The organism is Allocatenococcus thiocycli, assembly GCF_921292965.1.
In the GTDB taxonomy this organism is placed as follows: domain Bacteria; phylum Pseudomonadota; class Gammaproteobacteria; order Enterobacterales; family Vibrionaceae; genus Vibrio; species Vibrio natriegens.
The window spans coordinates 90,002-109,082 of sequence record NZ_CAKLCK010000019.1 but is presented as its reverse complement, the minus strand read 5'-3'; the positions used below and the strand labels follow the sequence as shown (position 1 = coordinate 109,082).

The 19,081-nt window shown below is 44.6% G+C and carries 19 protein-coding genes; 12 read left to right on the top strand and 7 right to left on the bottom strand.

All coding sequences use genetic code 11. From position 1 onward, the window contains the following. Positions 1 to 19 precede the first annotated feature (19 nt). From L9Q40_RS07335 to L9Q40_RS07320, 4 genes are all read left to right on the top strand, one after another. On the top strand, positions 20 to 439 hold the full coding sequence (locus tag L9Q40_RS07335) for a RidA family protein (RefSeq protein WP_014235036.1): 420 nt from the start codon (positions 20 to 22) through the stop codon (positions 437 to 439). Between the two features lie 94 nt (positions 440 to 533). Further along, complete coding sequence (locus L9Q40_RS07330) at positions 534 to 1,826, top strand: NAD(P)/FAD-dependent oxidoreductase (RefSeq protein ID WP_118120850.1); 1,293 nt, start codon at positions 534 to 536, stop codon at positions 1,824 to 1,826. A 38-nt stretch (positions 1,827 to 1,864) separates the two neighbouring features. Then, entirely contained in the window at positions 1,865 to 3,265 is a 1,401-nt protein-coding gene (locus L9Q40_RS07325; protein ID WP_498792924.1) for an APC family permease, read from the top strand. A 728-nt stretch (positions 3,266 to 3,993) separates the two neighbouring features. After that, positions 3,994 to 4,917, top strand: coding sequence for an OmpA family protein (locus L9Q40_RS07320; protein ID WP_498792923.1), 924 nt, complete (start codon positions 3,994 to 3,996; stop codon positions 4,915 to 4,917). Positions 4,918 to 5,127: 210 nt separating this feature from the next. Here the strand turns inward: L9Q40_RS07320 and putP are convergent, their stop codons facing one another. Together putP and L9Q40_RS07310 are read right to left on the bottom strand one after the other, a co-directional pair. Then, positions 5,128 to 6,579 carry a sodium/proline symporter PutP gene (gene putP, locus L9Q40_RS07315; RefSeq protein WP_498792922.1) on the bottom strand — a complete coding sequence of 484 codons (1,452 nt, stop codon included), beginning with the start codon at positions 6,577 to 6,579 and terminating at the stop codon, positions 5,128 to 5,130. 49 nt (positions 6,580 to 6,628) lie between these two features. Further along, complete coding sequence (locus tag L9Q40_RS07310) at positions 6,629 to 7,015, bottom strand: ectoine synthase (RefSeq protein ID WP_498792921.1); 387 nt, start codon at positions 7,013 to 7,015, stop codon at positions 6,629 to 6,631. Between the two features lie 137 nt (positions 7,016 to 7,152). Here L9Q40_RS07310 and L9Q40_RS07305 point away from each other — a divergent pair, with 137 nt between their 5' ends. Beyond that, entirely contained in the window at positions 7,153 to 8,040 is an 888-nt protein-coding gene (locus L9Q40_RS07305) for a LysR substrate-binding domain-containing protein (RefSeq protein WP_020333509.1), read from the top strand. A 125-nt stretch (positions 8,041 to 8,165) separates the two neighbouring features. Here the strand turns inward: L9Q40_RS07305 and L9Q40_RS07300 are convergent, their stop codons facing one another. Together L9Q40_RS07300 and L9Q40_RS07295 are read right to left on the bottom strand one after the other, a co-directional pair. Continuing rightward, the gene (locus L9Q40_RS07300; RefSeq protein WP_020333507.1) at positions 8,166 to 9,365 is read right to left on the bottom strand and encodes a type III PLP-dependent enzyme; all 1,200 of its coding nucleotides are present in this window, start codon (positions 9,363 to 9,365) and stop codon (positions 8,166 to 8,168) included. Between the two features lie 263 nt (positions 9,366 to 9,628). Next, positions 9,629 to 10,543: a LysR family transcriptional regulator gene (locus L9Q40_RS07295; protein WP_498792920.1), complete on the bottom strand. Its 915-nt coding sequence runs from the start codon at positions 10,541 to 10,543 to the stop codon at positions 9,629 to 9,631. Positions 10,544 to 10,624: 81 nt separating this feature from the next. On the opposite strand from L9Q40_RS07295, the gene aptA reads away from it, so the two are divergent. Then, entirely contained in the window at positions 10,625 to 11,965 is a 1,341-nt protein-coding gene (gene aptA / locus L9Q40_RS07290; protein WP_498792919.1) for an omega-aminotransferase AptA, read from the top strand. Between the two features lie 24 nt (positions 11,966 to 11,989). Continuing rightward, positions 11,990 to 13,486 carry a CoA-acylating methylmalonate-semialdehyde dehydrogenase gene (locus L9Q40_RS07285; protein WP_498792918.1) on the top strand — a complete coding sequence of 499 codons (1,497 nt, stop codon included), beginning with the start codon at positions 11,990 to 11,992 and terminating at the stop codon, positions 13,484 to 13,486. A gap of 72 nt (positions 13,487 to 13,558) precedes the next feature. Here L9Q40_RS07285 and L9Q40_RS07280 read toward each other — a convergent pair whose 3' ends face one another. Beyond that, a complete protein-coding gene (locus tag L9Q40_RS07280) occupies positions 13,559 to 14,206 on the bottom strand; it encodes a glutathione S-transferase family protein (protein ID WP_498792917.1) in 648 nt (215 codons plus the stop codon). A gap of 118 nt (positions 14,207 to 14,324) precedes the next feature. On the opposite strand from L9Q40_RS07280, the gene L9Q40_RS07275 reads away from it, so the two are divergent. Continuing rightward, entirely contained in the window at positions 14,325 to 15,158 is an 834-nt protein-coding gene (locus L9Q40_RS07275) for a LysR family transcriptional regulator (RefSeq protein WP_409389171.1), read from the top strand. Positions 15,159 to 15,245: 87 nt separating this feature from the next. On the opposite strand, the gene L9Q40_RS07270 is transcribed toward L9Q40_RS07275, so the two are convergent. Further along, on the bottom strand, positions 15,246 to 15,560 hold the full coding sequence (locus L9Q40_RS07270; protein ID WP_014235023.1) for a DMT family transporter: 315 nt from the start codon (positions 15,558 to 15,560) through the stop codon (positions 15,246 to 15,248). Between the two features lie 94 nt (positions 15,561 to 15,654). Here L9Q40_RS07270 and L9Q40_RS07265 point away from each other — a divergent pair, with 94 nt between their 5' ends. From L9Q40_RS07265 to L9Q40_RS07250, 4 genes are all read left to right on the top strand, one after another. After that, positions 15,655 to 16,542 (top strand): LysR family transcriptional regulator, encoded by an 888-nt coding sequence (locus L9Q40_RS07265; RefSeq protein ID WP_498792916.1) that lies wholly within the window; start codon positions 15,655 to 15,657, stop codon positions 16,540 to 16,542. Between the two features lie 168 nt (positions 16,543 to 16,710). After that, positions 16,711 to 17,136 carry a DoxX family protein gene (locus L9Q40_RS07260; protein ID WP_498792915.1) on the top strand — a complete coding sequence of 142 codons (426 nt, stop codon included), beginning with the start codon at positions 16,711 to 16,713 and terminating at the stop codon, positions 17,134 to 17,136. A 242-nt stretch (positions 17,137 to 17,378) separates the two neighbouring features. Then, positions 17,379 to 17,711 carry a YggL 50S ribosome-binding family protein gene (locus L9Q40_RS07255; RefSeq protein WP_498792914.1) on the top strand — a complete coding sequence of 111 codons (333 nt, stop codon included), beginning with the start codon at positions 17,379 to 17,381 and terminating at the stop codon, positions 17,709 to 17,711. Positions 17,712 to 17,732: 21 nt separating this feature from the next. Then, positions 17,733 to 18,485, top strand: coding sequence for an alpha/beta fold hydrolase (locus L9Q40_RS07250; protein WP_372379706.1), 753 nt, complete (start codon positions 17,733 to 17,735; stop codon positions 18,483 to 18,485). A gap of 50 nt (positions 18,486 to 18,535) precedes the next feature. Here the strand turns inward: L9Q40_RS07250 and L9Q40_RS07245 are convergent, their stop codons facing one another. Continuing rightward, positions 18,536 to 18,883, bottom strand: coding sequence for a RidA family protein (locus L9Q40_RS07245; protein WP_498792913.1), 348 nt, complete (start codon positions 18,881 to 18,883; stop codon positions 18,536 to 18,538). Positions 18,884 to 19,081: the final 198 nt, after the last annotated feature.

Here is a 19,081-nt window from a genome sequence, read left to right as displayed (position 1 = left end):
GAACAAAGGAAATGTAGAGATGGCAAAAATAATCAAGGTAAAAACTGGCTCCCGATTCGAAGAGATTGCGAGTTACTCACGTGTCGTGACTGTCGATAACTGGATATTCGTCTCCAACACTGCGGGAAGAAACCCGGAAACCAACGAAATGCCAGACGATGTGTTCGAGCAAACTGATCAGGTGTTTCTCAACATTGAGCGGGCTCTTGCGGCTGTAGACGCGAGCTTGGGCGATGTCGTGACGTCAAAAGTGTTCATTCAAAATCCAGACGACGTCGGCGCTGTGATGGAACACATCGGCAGCAAGTTTAAAGGAATCGATCCTACGACCACAGTCACGTGTCCTCCTCTGGGCTCAAGTATTTACAAAGTTGAGTTGGAAGTGACGGCTTACCGAGGCGCTTCAAAGAGCGATACCGAACATCGGATTATCGGCTAACAAGGCAGATTCTTATCATTTTAACCTGAGCTTGGAACAAGCAAATCGCTGAGTTTTTGATGGCTCGAGTTCAGGTTACTAAAGGGATGTAGACATGATAAAAACACTCGAAATTGTAGAGACACCAAACGAGCTACCAGCATCGACCAGCGTCGTGATTATTGGTGGCGGCATTGTTGGTATTAATGCGGCACTGACATTAGCTGAGAGAAACATTCCAGTTGTTGTGATTGAAAAAGGCTTTGTTGGCGCGGAGCAATCTTCACGCAACCTAGGTTGGATACGTAAAACCAATCGTCATGCGGACGATGTTCCTTTGGCACTCGCTTCTGACCAGCTATGGGCGGGTATGTCAGAAAGAATCAACCGTGATGTGGATTACAAACAAAGCGGCATTATGTTCCTGGCTGATAACGAAAAGCAGATGGGCGCTTATGAGTCGTGGCTTGAATCGGTTAAGTCGCTTTCTCTGGACTCCAAGCTTCTGAGTGCGGAAGAAATCAAAGCGATGGTGCCAGGCGGTGAAGGCAAATGGCTGGGTGGAATCTATACCGCCTCGGACGGCAGAGCTGAACCTTCCATCGCCACCAGTGCGATGGCGAGAGCTGCGATTGAGAAAGGTGCGGTCATTATTCAGAACTGTGCGGTGCGCAATTTGTCTTTGTCAGGAGGGAAAGTCAGCGGGGTGGTTACAGAAAAGGGTGAGATTCGTTGTGAGCAAGTACTGCTGGCTGGCGGGGCGTGGTCTAAAGCTTTCTTGAGTCACCACGGTGTATCTTTGCCTTCGTTGCCTTTGATTTGTTCCGTGATGCGTTCTAAGCCGATGAACGGCCCGACGGACATCGCCGTTGCGGGACCAGATTTTTCATTTCGTAAACACTTGGATGGTGGCTTTGTCATCATGCAGCGCGGCGCGATAGAAGCACGCCTCACACTCGATCACTTCTTGATTGGACACCGTTATTTAGGACAGCTGAAACAGCAACGCGATGCGCTGAGAATTTCGGTCGGGCGACATTTCATCGAAGATCTTAAAGCTTCAAAACGCTGGTCACGCAACAAATCTTCCATGTTCGAACAGATTCGCGTAATGAATCCGGATCATAACTCTGGATTAAACCAAGAAGCACTGAGAAATCTGCGCAAAGCATGGCCTGACTTTGAGCAAGCTGAAATTGCTGAAGAGTGGGGAGGGCTGATTGATATTACACCAGATTCCAAACCCGTTATCGACACACTGGACGCGATACCTGGGTTGACTATTGCTACCGGGTTTTCGGGTCATGGGTTTGGTACAGGGCCAGCCGCAGGGATGCTCGCGGCCGACCTGATAAGTGGCACGACACCACTTATTAACCCTGAGCCATACCGGTTTGACCGATTGTAGTTGGTTATCTTGATTTAACTAATCTAAGGAATAGAAATATGAACGAAGTAGTCAACACTAACAACATTCATATAGCTGAAGGATCAGCGACTAAGAATCAAAAGTTAAAGATTGGACTTGGAACAATGATGGCGATTTGTATCGGCCTGGTTATTGTTCAGGGTGCCATGATCTCGGCGACTCAGGGCATTGGCCTCGGTGGTATGGCGTTTGTTGCCGCTATGTTCGCCGCCTTTATCCTCGCCCAGTTTAATGCGATGAGCTTTGCGGAACTGTCTTTGATGTTTCCGCAGGAGGGGTCGCTTGCGACCTACACACAAAAAGCCATCGGCCACTTTCCTGCTATTGTCGCGGTATTTGCTGGTTATGTCGTGGTGTCCGTGCTGGCACTGCCGGTTGAGTTGTTCTTAGTCGACGCCATGCTAAGTGAGCTATTACCGGGTGTATTACCTGAAAAAGTGGTGCCTTTAGGTATCCTTGTTTTGCTTAGTGCCACAAACATGGTGGGCGCAGATGTTTTTGCTCGAGTTCAAAACCTGCTGGCATTTATTCTGGTCGCAGCGCTTATTCTTGTCGGATTGTGTGCGATCACCGGATTAAGTGAGCCACATCCCGAGTTATCAGGTACGACGGTGGATTGGAGTTTTGGTGGTGTCATAGATGGCAGTTTTGTCGGCTTGATTGCACTCGCAATGTGGCTGATGGTCGGCGTCGAGTTTATTTGCCCGATGATCAAAGAGGTGAAAAATCCTGTTAAGAATATCCCCCGTTCTATGCACCTTTCTTTGTTGTTGATCTTCCTAATATTTCTCGCTTTTGCCTACGGAGCCAGCCTTTATCTCAACGTGGATACACTAGTGGGCTCACCAATCCCATATCTTGATTACATCAATGCTGTCTTCGGGCAAGCTGGTTTAGTGATTGCAACAGTGATGGCGCTGGCCGCAACCTGTAGTACCGTGAATACTATTTTGGCCTCTATCCCAAGAATGCTGCACGGAATGGCGATGCAAGATCAGGCATTCCCGCAGTTTAAAGCGCTTAATCGCTTTGATGTGCCTTGGGTAGGCATCGTGGTGATGGCTGGTTGTACCTCCATTCCGTTCTTGTTCCTCGATATCGATTCACTGATTGTGTTGGTGATTGCGGCAACCACAAGCTGGTTACTGGCTTACATGGTGGCTCATATCAATGTCATCGTATTGCGTAAACGTATGCCGGAACACAAGCGTCCGTACAAAACGCCTTTCTACCCGCTGCCGCAGATCTTAGGGATTATCGGGATGGGTTATGTCGCGCTGAATAACTCACCTTCACCGGAGATGACATCGTTGGTTTACACCATTACTGGAGGCATTTTGGCTTTAGTGATAGCGATAAGTGTTGTTTGGGTGAAGTTTTACATGAAACGTAAACTGTTTGAACCAGACATGAAGTAGCGAAACCTCGCGTTTAAACGTTAAGTGTATAAAAGTGAATTAAGAATAGAAGGACGCAAGTAATGCGTCCTTTTGGTTATATATAGACACTTTTACAAATTACGTAGAAATTTCATCTGAACTATATTTGATGAGACTAAACAACAATGATGATGGTTGACTAACCGACTGAGATTAGCTTTTCATCAACATAATTAAAAACATCAATCTTATTAAAACCATTAATGGATTAATTTCTCAGGAAAAGAAAAGGATTGTGAATTTTTATCAGATCTAACGTATAAAACTCACTGTTAAAATACATACGGATGAATAATAACCTTCGATTTGGCGGTTTTGTAATAACTATCTGAAAAACATGTAGTTACAAGTATGGAATTTATAATTCCAAAAATGAGGCATTCTCTTTCTATAGAGAGGTAATTTGTTAATTTAGTTTGATTTTTGAGCGAAATGGCATGCATTTATGCGTCTTGTGAATTAATGGTGTTGAAATTAATTAGCAAGTGTAATGTGGCTGGATTATATAAATGTCATTTATGACAGAGATAAATTTGAGTTGTTAATTAAAAACCTGCATTCATATAACATGTAATTTCATTCTTATTACTAGTTGTTCCTTGTTTTAATTAAATCACACATTATTGACTCAGTTAATTGATTATTTTATTTCGATAACTATCGATTTTAATTTTATATCGAATAATTGAATAAAGGCAGAAAAATATATGAAACTAAAAGTAGCAACGCTAGCAATTCTTGTGGCTGGTGGTATTTCGGCAGCAAATGCAGCGGACTTAGATCAAAATATCGATAAATCTGGATTTTGGCTGGGTGCAGCAGCTGGTATGGATCTATCTGATACTGATGCTGGAGAAAGCGAAGTACTGAGCCCTAAACTTGAAATGGGTTACGATTTCGGCAAGCATTTTGGTCTTTACGGCAGCTACGATTACATGCATAACCTAAGCGATGCAGAACTACACCTTGGCACATTAGGCGTGAAAGGAAATTTGTACTTCACTGACAACTTGTCGATGTTCGGTAAGCTTGGTGCAACGTACATCTTTGCTGATGGAAGCGAACTAAAAACTGACAGCTTTAGTGGTACTGCAGGTGTGGGTCTTGAATACCAACTGACTAATGCTGTAACGACAAAAATCGGTTACGACTACTACAACAACCTTGAAGCGAAAAATGGCCATGACCTTGACCTAAGCCAAGTGTACTGGGGCATGACGTACAAATTTGGTCAGCCTGAAACGCCTCTAGTCGTTGAAGAAAAAGTTGAAGTGCCAGTAGAAGTCGTAAAAGAAGTGACGCAGACTTCTCGCTCTACTTACACATTGCCTTACCAGGTGGGTCAGGTTGATGTAAATGACTACGGTCGTTACAACCTTGATGAAGTGATCACGACAATGCGCAGCAACCCTGAGTTGACTGCTGAAATCGTAGGCCGTACAGATGCGACTGGTTCTGCTGCTACCAATGAACGTGTTTCAACGCAGCGTGCAGAGCATGTTGCCCAATACATGATCGACCAAGGTATTGAAGCTGAACGCATTCACACTTCTGGTGTTGCAGATCAACAGCCTTTAACGAATGGTAGTAACGCACAACTTGAGCGTTCTGTTCAGATCACGTTGAACTAACACAAATTCCTACAGCTCTACGAGGCGAGTCGTGTACTCGCCTCTTTGTTATACAGGAAAGAGTAATCCGTCTTTTTTTGGGACGGTTTATACGTTCTGGGGCTGGGAGTTTTGTAAATTGATCTACCGTGTCGTCGGAGTCTTCCTGAAATAAAAAACTACCTTCGTCTGAAGGTAGTTTTCTAGAGACTCAAAAGCAGTCTTATTGCTTTACTTGAACTGCAATGATGTCTCGCTTTCTTTACCGTCGTTTTTGGCTGACAACAACGTTGATACAACAATCACGAGTGTGGACATCAGGAATCCTGGCACGACACCAAAGATATCAAAAATACCTCCGTCCAAAATTTCCCAAACTAATGCAATGGCTGCACCTGTTATCATTCCAAAAATAGCGGCCGCTTTGGTCATCGCTGGCCAGAACAAGCTCAGTAAGATGACAGGACCAAAGGCTGCACCAAATCCACCCCAAGCGAAGGCAACCATGCTTAATAGTGTTTGATCCGCTTTGTTGAATGCCAGCGCAAGGCCAATCAGTGCGACGGCAATGACACCAAGGCGTGCAACCAGTAACACTTCTTTGTCAGATGCATTTTTGCGCAAATAGGTTTTGTATAAGTCTTCAGAGATAGTGGTTGAACACACAAGCAGCTGCGAGTCTATGGTGCTCATAATTGCTGCCAGAACACCCGCAATAATCAGTCCAGCAACCAGTGGATGATAAAACGCCTGTGCCAATGCAATAAATACCGTTTCTGCATTATCAAGCTTTGGCTCAAAATAGTATGACCCGAGCACGCCAACAACGACTGCAGACATCATGGTTATGGTTGACCAGACCATGGCAATTCGGCGAGAAACTTTCACGTCTTCTACGCTGCGTACGCTCATAAAACGAACGAGCACGTGAGGTTGCCCTAAGTAACCAATACACCAGCCACTGAGAGATAAAAGACCCAAGAACCAGCCATTAGATGGTTTTAAGCTTTCCAGTGAAATCTCACTCATGATTTGGCTGTAGCTTACGCCTTGCTCTGGTGCACTATACAGGAAGAACAAACTTAAAGCGGTAATGAAGAGCGATAGCGCCATCATTAACCCTTGGAAAAAGTCCGTCCAGCATACTGCAAGGTAACCTCCCATGAAGGTGTAAGAGACGATAACAACTGAGCCAATAATTAGGGCTGATTCGTAACTTAAGCCGAACGTACTTTCAAAGAGTACCGCTCCACCACTGAGTCCCGCTGCTACGTAAAGGGTAAAAAATAGCAAAGTGACGAGCGAGGACGTAAGTTGAAGAACATTGGTATTGTCTTTAAAGCGGTTGTGTAAATATTCTGGAATCGTCTGAGCATCGTTTAGTTTTTCTGTCTCTAAACGCAGCCTAGGTGCGATTAGCTTCCAGTTGAGATAAACACCCATCAGGGTAAATACAATTATCCATACGGATCCGAGGCCGCCAGCATAAAGCGCCCCCGGTAAACCCATCAACGCCCAACCACTCAGATCAGAAGCCCCTGAGCTTAATGCCGCAACACTTGGTGGTAGATTACGAGAACCTAATATGTAATCGGATACCGTATTCGTTTTTCTGTAGAAGTAGTATCCAATGGCCAGCATTCCCAGTAGATAGAGAATGAAGGCTGTATATAGATAACCCATAGACATTCCTCCCTGAATGTAGTTGTTTGTTATTTAAGGGGCGCTGAGATTAGTAGCTTGATGAGCCATCTCCAGAAAGGTTGTGTCTTTCTGTGCCTTTTAGTGGTGGGTTAAACACAGAGACTAGAATCATGTCGTTTGTCTCTGAAGCTCGCAGGTAGTGCTTATCATGCTTATCCAAAACATAAATATCGCCTTGAGAGATTTTGTAGACATTGCCTTCCATGTCTTCAACTTCGCCATCGCCAGCAATGCAGTAACATGCTTCTAGATGGTTTTTGTATTCAAGGATTGACTCTGAACCTTGTGCAACAACGGTGTGGCAAACGGTAAAGCCCATGCCGTCTTGCTCAGTAAGCAGTCGGTGGCTCGTACCGTTACCCCAATCAACAAAGTAATCACTCGTCGCTACGTCTTTTAAACTTCTTACAAACATGTGTTTTCCTTATGAAATTAATTCACCAATCCTGTTGGCTTTGGCTGGTTTTTGTTACGAAAACAATGCTATCACTTGAGTTTTTTGTAAACAAATGATGAAATCTAGATTAAATGATGAGAAAAAGTTGACTATTGATGAGTAAAAATAAAGGGTTTTTGGTACCTCCTCTTAATGCTCTAAAAGCATTTAATTGTGCAGCAAAATATGAGAATTTTTCTAAAGCCGCCGAGGAGTTACACGTAACGAGTACGGCTATCAGCCATCAGATATCAAACCTCGAAGAGTGGTTTGGAGTTGAGTTATTCAAGAAAAAGGGCAGGAGCGTGATGCTGACCCAAACCGGACATGAGCTTAAGCATAGAACTGGGCGTGTTTTTGATGAGCTCGCGGATATAGCGACGGATTTTAAAGTCAGAGGCAGGAAAAGTTCGTTAGTCGTCGGGTGTATTCCTTCGATTGCAACTCGGTGGCTGGTTCCAAACCTGAAAAGTTTTACCAAGCTCTACCCAGACGTTGAAGTGCAGGTTCTATACGTGGATATGCGGGATCAACTGGCGGGAAGTACCTATGATGTACTCATCACCTACATCGAGCAGGAATCGGATGATGTGATTGAAATTCCATTCATCTCAAGGAACACCTATGCAGTCTGCAGCCCGAAGTTTTTGGAAGAATATGGCCCGTTTGATGAACCTAAAGACTTACTCCGTTCCGAGGTTATTCACGATGAAAACAAAGATGGTTGGACAGAGTGGTTCAAATTGGCGGGAGTCGATGTGGAGGGAGGGCTTCCAGGTAACACCTATGCCGATTTTAACTTACTCGTGATTTCCGCTATCGCAGGCCATGGCGTCGCACTTTGCCCTATTGATGCCTTCCGGGAAGAAATCAAAAGAGGCGATTTAGTTACTCTTTTTGATATCGCGAGTAATACCGATAAGTTTTACAACATCTGCAAAAGGAAAGATGCATCCAAAGACGTGATGTCTTTTGTCGAGTGGTTTGTCGATGTGTGTAAGTAAAATGCGCTAGGGTGATATCGGAGCGTTTAGATTTTGCTTGTGGCGAAGGATTAATTTGCTGTTTTCTCAAAGAAAAAAGCTCCCAGTGTTGGGAGCTTTTGTGTTCTATCTCTATTTGCTTTTAATCAACCAAACAGACGTTCGCTGCGCTCATCACGTTCGTTAATCACAATCGTTTGAGCACGTTTGAAGAAGTTAAAATCCGTTGCTGTAGCGCTGGTGTAAGCGCCCATCATACGGCCAATGATCAAGTCGCCGTTTTCTAGTTTTGGTAGCATTACGTTTTCTGCGATCACATCAATGCTGTCGCAAGTTGGGCCAGACAACACACTTGGTAAGTACTCGCCTTCGTGCTTCAACGTTACCAACGGGTATTGTGCGTCATCAAACATCAAACCGCTGAATGAGCCGTAGATACCATCATCCAGATAGTACCACATTTGGCCGTCACGCTCTGCTTGACCCATTACTGATGCCACACTGGTTACTGACTCTGCAACAATAAAGCGACCTGGTTCTGCAATAACCTGTACTGTTTCTGGCAGCTCGTTTAACGCTTCGTTAATCGGTACGCAGAATTCATCAATTGGCATCACTTTTTCTGAGTAAGAAACCGGGAAGCCACCACCAATATCCAGTGTGCTCAATGCAGGTAAACCGCGAGCCACAACTTCGTCCATCACTTGCTTACAAGTACGGATTGCATCAACGTATTTCTGTGGGTTCATCGTTTGTGAACCAACATGGAACGACAGTCCCTTAATACGAATATTCCACTCTTTCGCCGTTTCGATGATGTTGAGTGCCTGTTCTGGCGTACAACCGAATTTTTTCGACAAGTCGGCAAACACGTCTGAGTTACGGAAGCTCAAACGCACAAGTAGCTCTACTTTGTGGCTGTACGCTTTGAACTTTTCTAGCTCGTTTAGGTTATCAACAACAAACACATTGCAGCCATACGCTAACGCATCACGAATATCACGGTCACGTTTAATAGGGTGAGTGTGAATCGTACGATCTGCAGGCACACCTTGCTGTTTTACCAGGTCAACTTCGCCAGATGTTGCCAAATCGAAACTTGCGCCTTCTTCCAATAGGGTTTTAACCACTGTTGGATGAGGCAATGGCTTCAATGCAAAGTGCAGAGTGACATTCGGTAATGCTTGGCTTAGTGCTCTGTAATTTTTACGAATCATATCGCAGTCGAGCATTAACAATGGCGCGCCAAATTGTTCAACAGATGTTTGAATTAGATCGACTGTCTCCGCTGGTAAAGCCGGAGAAGAAAAAGATTGAAAACCGAGTACAGACGCAGAATGAGCCATCGCAAACCTCCAAAGTTAAGTAGACACTTTTCATGTGCATTGTGATGAAAAGTGGAGCGTCAATAAGAGCGGGGTTACCGCCGTCAAAGAAACTCTTGGATAGTTGCTCTATCGCCTTGCCACAAAACTGCTGTGATGTACTCGGATTGGCTATCATCAAGAAGCAGCGCGATATTAAGGTCATAAGTTTTCACGCGCAATAAAAAATACAGCAAATAAAGAACAAGTTTTTTATCGTCAGGATAACATTTATTAATTAATGTTTACTTTATGATTTCTAAGAATTTATCTAGTATTTGGTTGTGTTTTAACCCGCTTCTGGTCACCAAGGATATGTCTGAACTGAAGTGAAACGTATCGGGAAACAACGGTCGCATTTTCCCGGTATTACTCCAATAATCGGCGTAATGCTGCGGTAGAAACCCGATGTAAGTCCCTGTCAATATAAGGAAAGCAATGCCTTCGTGATCGGACGCTGTAGCCGAGCATTTTAGCTTTTGATACAACTCGGTAACGTCTTGAGACATTCGGTGTCTCGTGATGACCGAATTGGTCTGTTTGAGGCGTTCTATGTCCTGATCGCTTGCCATAAACAATGGGTGCTCATTGCTGCAGTAAAGGAAGTAACTTTCGTTATACAAAGTGTGGTAATCAAAGTTGTTACTTTTGTTATTGGCAGGGAATGCGCCGACATGAAACCGTCCGTCGATTAAGCCTTTTTCGATATCTGCTGGGGTCGACATCGTGATGTTGATATTAATTTTTTCACTCATCTTCCGAATATGCTTTAGCGCGCGGGTTATCTTCATGTGTGGCTGAGTGACTAAATTATTGACTAGCGCGATATTGAGCTCGCCGCGCAGTTCATTATTGATTTGGTTTACGTCATTGCGAAACTGCTCAATCGAAGCCAGCAGAATATCGGCGGATTCTAATACTGCTTCGCCTTCGTCAGTCAGGGTAATACCACCTCGTCCTCGATGACAAAGTTTCATATTTAACCGTTTTTCAAGATCACTCATTTGTAATGATATGGCTGATTTTGTAATGCCAAGAACGGGCTCAGCAGCGGTATAACTGCCGCACTCGACAACGGTTTTAAACAGGCGGATCAGTTTGATATCAAAGTCGGTGATCTGATTAATGATGCTTCGGTTTTTATTGTTGAGCTTTTTCATAACTAATGTAAAGTAAATTTATAATCTACTTAACATACTCATGTGCTAAAAATAAGTCTAGTTAACAAGGATGGTATAGCGATGAGTAACTACAAATTTGCACAAGACGGAATCGATACAGAGCTTTCTGCTCATTGGATGGCATTTACTTCCAATCGCAGCTTTCACCAAAATCCCCGCATCATCACTCAAGCTCAAGGCGCCTGGCTCAAAGATGCCAATGGTCGTGATATCTATGACTCGTTGTCTGGCCTCTGGACATGTGGTGCCGGGCATAGTCGCCAAGAGATTCAAAAAGCGGTAGCAGAGCAGTTAGGGACTCTCGATTACTCGCCTGCGTTTCAATTTGGTCACGAGCTCTCCTTTAAACTGGCAGATAAAATCGTCGAGAAGATGCCAGAAGGGCTCGATCATGTGCTGTTTACTGGCTCTGGTTCGGAATGTGCCGACACCTCACTTAAGTTGGCAAGAGCTTACTGGCGTGTTAAAGGCAAAGCGTCGAAAACTAAGCTGATTGGTCGCGCCCGTGGCTACCATGGCGTTAACGTTGGCGGCACAAGCCTGGGTGGCATTGGCGGCAATAGAAAGACATTCGGTCAGCTGTTTGATGCCGACCATATTCCTCACACCCTGCAACCTGATTTAGCCTTTACAAAAGGTTGCGCGGAAACGGGTGGTGTGGAACTTGCGAATGAGTTTTTGAAGCTCATTGAACTTCATGATGCATCCAATATTGCCGCAATTATTATAGAGCCAATGTCGGGCTCTGCGGGCGTGATTGTGCCGCCGAAAGGTTACCTACAGCGTCTGCGCGAAATCTGTGATCAGCATGACATCTTGCTGATCTTCGACGAAGTCATTACGGCATACGGACGTATGGGATGCTGGACTGGTGCTGAGTATTTTGGCGTGACGCCAGATATCATGAACACCGCGAAGCAGCTTACCAATGGTGCAATCCCAATGGGCGCAGTGATTACGTCTCATGGAATCTATCAGGCATTTATGGAGCAGGATTTACCTCCTCATATGATCGAGTTTGCTCACGGCTATACTTATTCCGCTCATCCCGTCGCGTGTGCCGCAGGGTTGGCAACATTAGATCTGTTGGAAAAAGATGCGTTAATCCAACAATCGAGCGAGCTGGCACCGATTTTTGAAAATAAACTGCATGCGATAAAAGGTGCAAACCACGTTCTCGACATCAGAAACTGCGGCTTAGCCGGAGCGATTCAGATCGCACCGAGAGACAATGATCCAACGATTAGGCCGTTCGAATGTACATTAGACCTGTGGGAAAAAGGATTCTATGTGCGCTCTGGTGGCGACACGATTCAATTCGGTCCAAATTTTAATGCCAAAGCTGAAGATCTAGAGCGCTTATTCGACGCGGTTTACGAGACATTGAATCAACTAAATTAAAAAATTAAGGAAGGAAGTCAGATCATGGAAGTTATTTCTCACTTTATTGACGGAGACAAGTTCTCACACTCAGGTTCGACGATTGATGTCTACAACCCGGCGACAGGTGAGCCGATTCGCCAAGTAGAAATGGGTACGTCTGAAACCGTGAATCAGGCAATAGAATCAGCGAAACGTGCCTATCCAGCCTGGAGTAAAACGCCTCCGCTAAAACGAGCGCGTATCATGTTTGCGTTCAAGGATCTTTTGGAAGCGAATCAAGATCAGATTGCGCGTTTGATCAGTGAAGAGCATGGTAAAACGATAGAAGATTCTCTCGGCGAACTGCAGCGTGGTATCGAGAATGTGGAATACGCTTGTGGTGCACCAGAGTTATTAAAAGGCGAATACACCCGAGGAACCGGACCGGGCATTAATGCATGGAGTGATCACAAACCTGTCGGCATCGTCGCTGGTATTACACCATTTAACTTCCCTGCTATGGTGCCGCTTTGGATGTATCCACTTGCGGTTGTTTGCGGTAACTGTTTTATCCTCAAGCCGTCAGAGAAGGTACCGGCTTCAACCTTATTTATTGTTGAGTTATTGCATAAGGCAGGTTTGCCAAATGGCATATTAAACGTGGTCAATGGCGGCAAAGAGGTTGTTGACGCGTTGATCGAAGCGCCAGAAGTGAAAGCGATGAGCTTCGTTGGCTCGACGCCTGTCGCGGAATATATTTATTCGGAAGGCACTAAGCGTGGTAAACGAGTACAGGCACTTGGTGGCGCGAAGAACCACGCGATCATTATGCCGGACGCCGAAGTTTCGAGCACCATCAACTCACTGATGGGTGCGGCATTTGGCTCTTGTGGTGAACGCTGTATGGCAATCTCTGTTGCGGTGTGTGTGGGTGATGAAGTTGCAGATAACTTGGTGAAAGAATTGACCCCGCTTATCCAAGAATTGCGAGTCGGAGCCTTTACTCAGAACTCGGTGGACATGGGACCAGTGATTGCGAAAGAGCATTTAGAGAAGATTTCCGGTTATATTGAAAGCGGTGTTGAGGCCGGTGCTGAATTAGTCGTGGATGGCCGTGGTCTTTCGGTTCCTGATTTCTCTGCGGGCTACTTTATTGGCGGCAGCTTGTTCGACAAAGTGACACCAGACATGAAGATTTACACTGATGAAATCTTTGGCCCTGTGTTGTGTGTGGTGCGAGTTAAGTCCCTTGAAGAGGGCATTCATCTCATTAATGAACATGAGTTTGGTAACGGGACTTGCATCTTTACACGCGATGGTGAAACGGCAGAGATATTCTGTGACGAAGTGGAAGCTGGCATGGTTGGTGTCAATGTACCGCTTCCTGTCCCAGTGGCTTACCATAGCTTTGGTGGCTGGAAACGTTCGTTGTTTGGCGATCTCCATGCGTATGGCCCTGACGGTGTGCGCTTCTACACTCGCCGTAAATCCATTACTCAGAAATGGCCAAAGCCACAAACCAACGAAGCGGCGCAATTTGCATTTCCAAGTAACAAGTAATAACTAGCGCTAATTATCTTCGTTAACTACCTATCCCCTGGCTTTTTAGCTGGGGGATAGGTGATAAGCAGGCTAGATCGGCTCACCCGCTTCATCTTCTTCGACGATGTCCGTTTCAAGGCTGGCTTCCGTTAGCCAACGCTGCATGGTGTCGCTATTCAAGACTTTCTGCTGATATTGGATTGCCTTTTCTGACAGTTTGATGCCGTAAGTAAGCGTGCGCAGTACCACAGGTGCATACATCGCGTCCGCAATTGACCATTCTCCAAATAGCCAACCATCCGGGTATTGTTCCATTTGCAGTGACCAGATTTGGTCAATACGCTCGATGTCTTTAAGTGCGTATTTGCTCAAAGATACCGTTCTCTTAGCACGGCAGTTCATTGGCATCTCGTTACGTAGTGCCATAAATCCTGAATGCATTTCAGCTGATATAGCTCTTGCTTTGGCTCGCTCAGTAAGAGATTGTGGCCACGCCTTACCGTCTAAGAAAGCTTCGTTTACGTACTCGAGAATCGCCAGCGAGTCCCACACGGTAACATCATTACAAACTAAAGTTGGTACCTTGGCGGTCGGTGTAATGTCCTCTAGTGTGTTGTAAAATTCGTCCGTAAACAGTTTGATTTTCTCGATCTCAACGTCGATGTCGTATTGCATGAAGATAAGCCATGCTCTGAGAGACCAGCTCGAGTAGTTTTGATTGCCGATATAAAGTTTCATCCATGCTTCCTTATTTCTGAGTGATGGTTTGGAACATTTACGGTAATAGATTGTTTTATCGAAAACTAACGGATAGTTTTGATGGGACACATTAATAAAACCGATAGATAAGCTTAGTATGGATATTGATGCTTTAAGAAGCCTTCTGGCATTTGCAGAAACAGGCAGTTTTACGCGAGCAGCGAAGCAGATTAATCGAACCCAGTCGGCATTCAGTGCTCAGATGCGTAAATTGGAAGATGAACTGAATATTCGCCTGTTTGAAAAAGAAGGACGTAATCTGGTGCTCAGCGAAGCTGGCCTTGCGTTACGAGCTCATGCTGAGCAACTGGTCGCTTTACACAACAAAGCGGTGACACAGGTACGCCGTTATCACGATAAGCTGCCACTAAGGTTAGGCTGTCCGGAAGACTACAACGATGCCATTTTGCCGAAAGTCATCGCGATTCTAAAAAAGGCGGAACCAACCTGTTCTATTCAAGTGTTTAGTCAACCCAGCGTCACACTGAGAGAATGGCTGGATGAAGGCAAATTAGACGCCGCTATACTCACGCGCTCCGCTGAAAGCGAAGAAGGACATTGGCTTGCTCACGATAAAGGGGTGTGGATTGCCAGTCAGGATTACCAAACGGATAAGACTAAGCCTTTACCATTGGCACTTTTCCAGCCGGATTGTAAATACCACGCTGCTGCAATCGATGGCCTAACCAAAAGAGGTATCTCTTACCAGCTGTTAGCGTGTTGTAATACCGCGTCAGCGCAAAGGGCGATAGTTCGAGAGGGGTTGGCTATTGGTGCAATGGGACGATTAAGTGTCACAAACGATCTACAGATTCTAGATGATATGCCACCGTTGCCTGCGGTCGACATTGTGTTAGTTTCTGGAGTAACGCCGCACCCACTGCTCAGCTCGTTCGACCTGACTATCGCTGACTTTTCTTTGATTGAGTAAAGAACTTTGGTTGAAGAAAGGACGCTATTTGATGTTTAGATAAGCATTAACGCTTGCGATATAAGGCTGCGTTAATGCTTTTTCTCATTAGTGACCAAGCTTCAACATGACCACGCCAGACAAAATCAGCATGATGCCGATGTAGCGAACCATGGAAGTCGGGTCTCCGTAGAAATAAACGCCGACAAGAAATGTTCCGGCTGCGCCAATGCCTGTCCAAACTGCGTATGCGGTACCCATCGGGATCGCTCGCTGCGCTGCAAATAGCAACGCGCCGCTTATCGCCATGAATACCACTGCCATTGTTATCCCTAACACCTTGTGCCCAGACTGAGCAACTTTCAATCCAACCGGCCATCCAATTTCCGTAAGACCAGCTAAAACTAAATATAACCAGCTCATAATTTCCACCTAATTAGATAAAGGAAAAACATTTGCAGGCTATGGTATCGATTATTATGATGGATAAAAGTTAATAACTATCGATTTTTTTCATATGTTGAGTTTGGAACAAGTTAGGATGTTGGTACTCTCTGCGGAGCTAGGGTCATTTTCTGCCTGTGCAAGGAAAATGGGCAAGGTTCAATCTGCGGTTAGCCATGGTATCAGTACCTTAGAGATTGATTTAGGCATCGAATTGTTTGATCGTTCGGCCAGAAGCCCCAAGTTAACCCCCGCTGGTGAACGTTTGATACGCAGTGCGAAAAACTTGTTGGCGCAGGCAGACGAATTCGAAAAAATTGCTCAATCCATTGAACGATCGGAAGAAAGCCAGTTGACGATAGCCATTGACGACGGCGTTTATAATCCAAAGTTCGCCGATTTGTTTAAGCGTTTGGATAATCAATTTCCTACGATTCAAATCGATGTGCTGAGTTTAGCGTCCGGCGATATTTCTGCTGAAGTTGCAAATGGTGATGTTGATATCGGAGTGATGTTCACCGAGTTTGAACAGTTAAAGCAAGTCGACTTCTGTTATGTTGGAAGCATTGATTACCTTCCTGTCTGTCATCCGAATTATCCGCTTGCAGAAATTGATGTCGAGCTGCAATCTGATCTGGCACCGTTTCGACAACTGGCAATCCGAGGAAAATCAAAAGTAGAATCGCAGGCTTTGATCAGCATCGCACCTAAAGTTTGGTGGAGTTCAAGCCATTACAGCGCGTTAGAGCTCGTTAAACAGCAGGTTGGCTGGGCTTATTTGCCATCATTTTTGGTCAACGACTCAATAAGGTCTGGTGAACTACATAAAATTAAAGTGGCATTCGACCACAAGCCCTGGAATGCACCTGTCGATTTAGTCTTTAAAAAGGGAAGAATGCATGGGCCGGTATTTCAGTGGTTATTTGACGAACTCAAACAGATATTCACACCGACTACTTAAGTCCTTCCCAACGACACGTTTTCATACCCCAATGTGCTGGTGGTCTAATTGATTTATGTCAATGATGTTGTTCGGAAAAATTGATGGAGTCAGTTAATCTTTTAAGCTGATAATCGCCTTTCGAGACCTCTATAGTGTTAATTATTAGACATAAAAAGGGCAGTGGTTATGGGTGAACTATTAAATTTTATCGATAGAATCTTGGCGAAACCCGATCTGGGTAAATTGGTGTTACGTGTCAGTTTTGCATTCCTATTTTTATTGCACGGCATCCATAAAGTGATTGGCGGAACCGAGTTTATACAAGGCTTGTTGGTCGACCATGGTCTGCCTGCATTTGTAGCCTACGGGGTTTACTTAGGTGAAGTGGTTGCCCCAATCCTAATGATTATTGGCTTATACACTCGCTTGGCTTCTGTTGTTGTCGCTGGCACTTGTTTAATGATTATCTATCTTTTAAACATGGGAGATTTGTTCGCTTTAAATAAGTTTGGCGCATGGGCGGTTGAAGGCATTGGTGTTTATTTGTTTGCTTTAATTGCAATTATGTTTCTTGGTTCAGGCAAGTACGCATTAAAGCCAGACGCACAGTAATTATTTACTCCTAATACTCTTGATAAAGCTGGGAAATATCCGGCTTTATTTTTATTAATCTGATCTGTTTAGTCTTTGGCATTATCCAATGACGGCGTAATTTGAGTCTGCCTCTTTCTTAGCTTCATACCTTTCACCGCGTATCTTTAGCTCAAAATATTTATCCCCCGTTTTAATCAGGCTACTACACTGTATAAAAGTAAATTCTTGTACTCCCGTTTAATAGTGTTTGAGGCAATATTATGGCGACTAAACGATCGAGAAGATTAAGAAAAAAGCTGTATGTCGACGAGTTTAAAGTGTTGGGGTTTTCATTTTTTTGTCATTTGAACATAACGAAAGAAGAGGAGTGCGATCTTCTTATCAATGATTTCTTGTCGTTTTTAGAGGGGCGAGGTTTAGTCATGGGTGGTGGTGCTGATCTCTCTAGCTTTGATGGTTTTGTGGTTCCTGAGCGTAGGTATGATTCAGCTTCAGAAGATGACCGTGTCGCCGTTGAACAATGGTTAACAGCACACAATGCATGCTCTGAAGTCGAGGTTAGCCTTTTAGTTGATGCCAATCAACCCGAGTAAACGAGCCGTGAGTAAAGCTTCATGAGTAATGACATCGTCTTAATTAGAGGGCTTTTTCGTGGCCAGTACCATTGGGGCGAGTTTTCACTGCTGCTGAGTGAACTCCTTCCAAACCAGAGAGTTATCGCTGTAGATATTCCCGGTACTGGTGCTCTGTCGGATCAGAAATCACCATGCTCAATAGAGGAAATGGTCGAGAGTATACGTTTTCAGCTGGCAACCAATGCTCAGGTTGATATCGTCGCGATTTCAATGGGAGGAATGATTGCGCTGAAGTGGGCAGAGCTGTACCCCAATCAGGTGAGGCGGGTTGTTTGTATTAATACCAGCAGCCGGGGATTTAGTCCTTTTTATCAGCGATTAAAGCCCGTGAACTATCTCAAAATCATGAAAGCGTTATTTTCGCGCCCAGAGCAAAAAGAGTCGATCATTTACTCCATGGTATCGAATAAGCCGATAAGCGAAACGGTAATCGATGATTGGGTTATGCTGAATAGACTCTACCCAACCACGGCGTCGAACTTTTTCCGGCAATTACTCGCGGCCATGACGTTCAGGGCGAATAAACCGGTAAACGAAATTTTATTTATCTCGTCTCTCGAAGATAATCTCGTCAGTCATACCGCGACAGAAGCCCCTGCTAAGGCTTGGAACATGCCTATTATCTACAACCATAGTGACGGGCACGATATTCCTTTGGATAATCCTGAATGGTTGGCTTACAAAGTGATTCGGTATTTAAAACTGGATGAAGAAGGACAAACGCCACCTTAGAATAGGTGGCGTTGAAATGTCTTGCTAAGTACTAACTAAGCATTTACAGACTATTGAGCGGCCGTCACGGACATTTCTACCAGAATAACATCTCTTGCCATGCGAGCTTCAACACATGCGCGCGCAGGTTTTTCTCCGTTCGCAACCCATGCATCCCACACTTTGTTCATCTCGGCGAAGTCTTTCATGTCGCGAAGGTAGATAGTAACGGATAGGAGCTTATCGCGATGGCTGCCTGCTGTTTCAAGTAAGGCATCAATCTTAGCGAGGCAGCGCTCTGTTTGCTCGGTAATACCCCACGCCGCATCACCAGCTGTCTGGCCACAAAGATAAATAGTACCGTTGTGTTTAACAATACGGCTCATACGCTCTGTGGATTCTATTCTTTCAATTGTCATTGTTTTCCTTTTTACTGCTTTTTTTAGGATTTAGTGATAGTTATGATTTACCAACCTAATATCGTGACTTAATAAGCCAATTTAATTAGGTTGGTGTAGTCGTCAGCTTCGACTCAACATGAATATTAACAAAATCAGCCTTTCGTAACAGTGATCGTTTCTTGTTGACCAATCATTTCGTACTTTTCTTATGTTTTA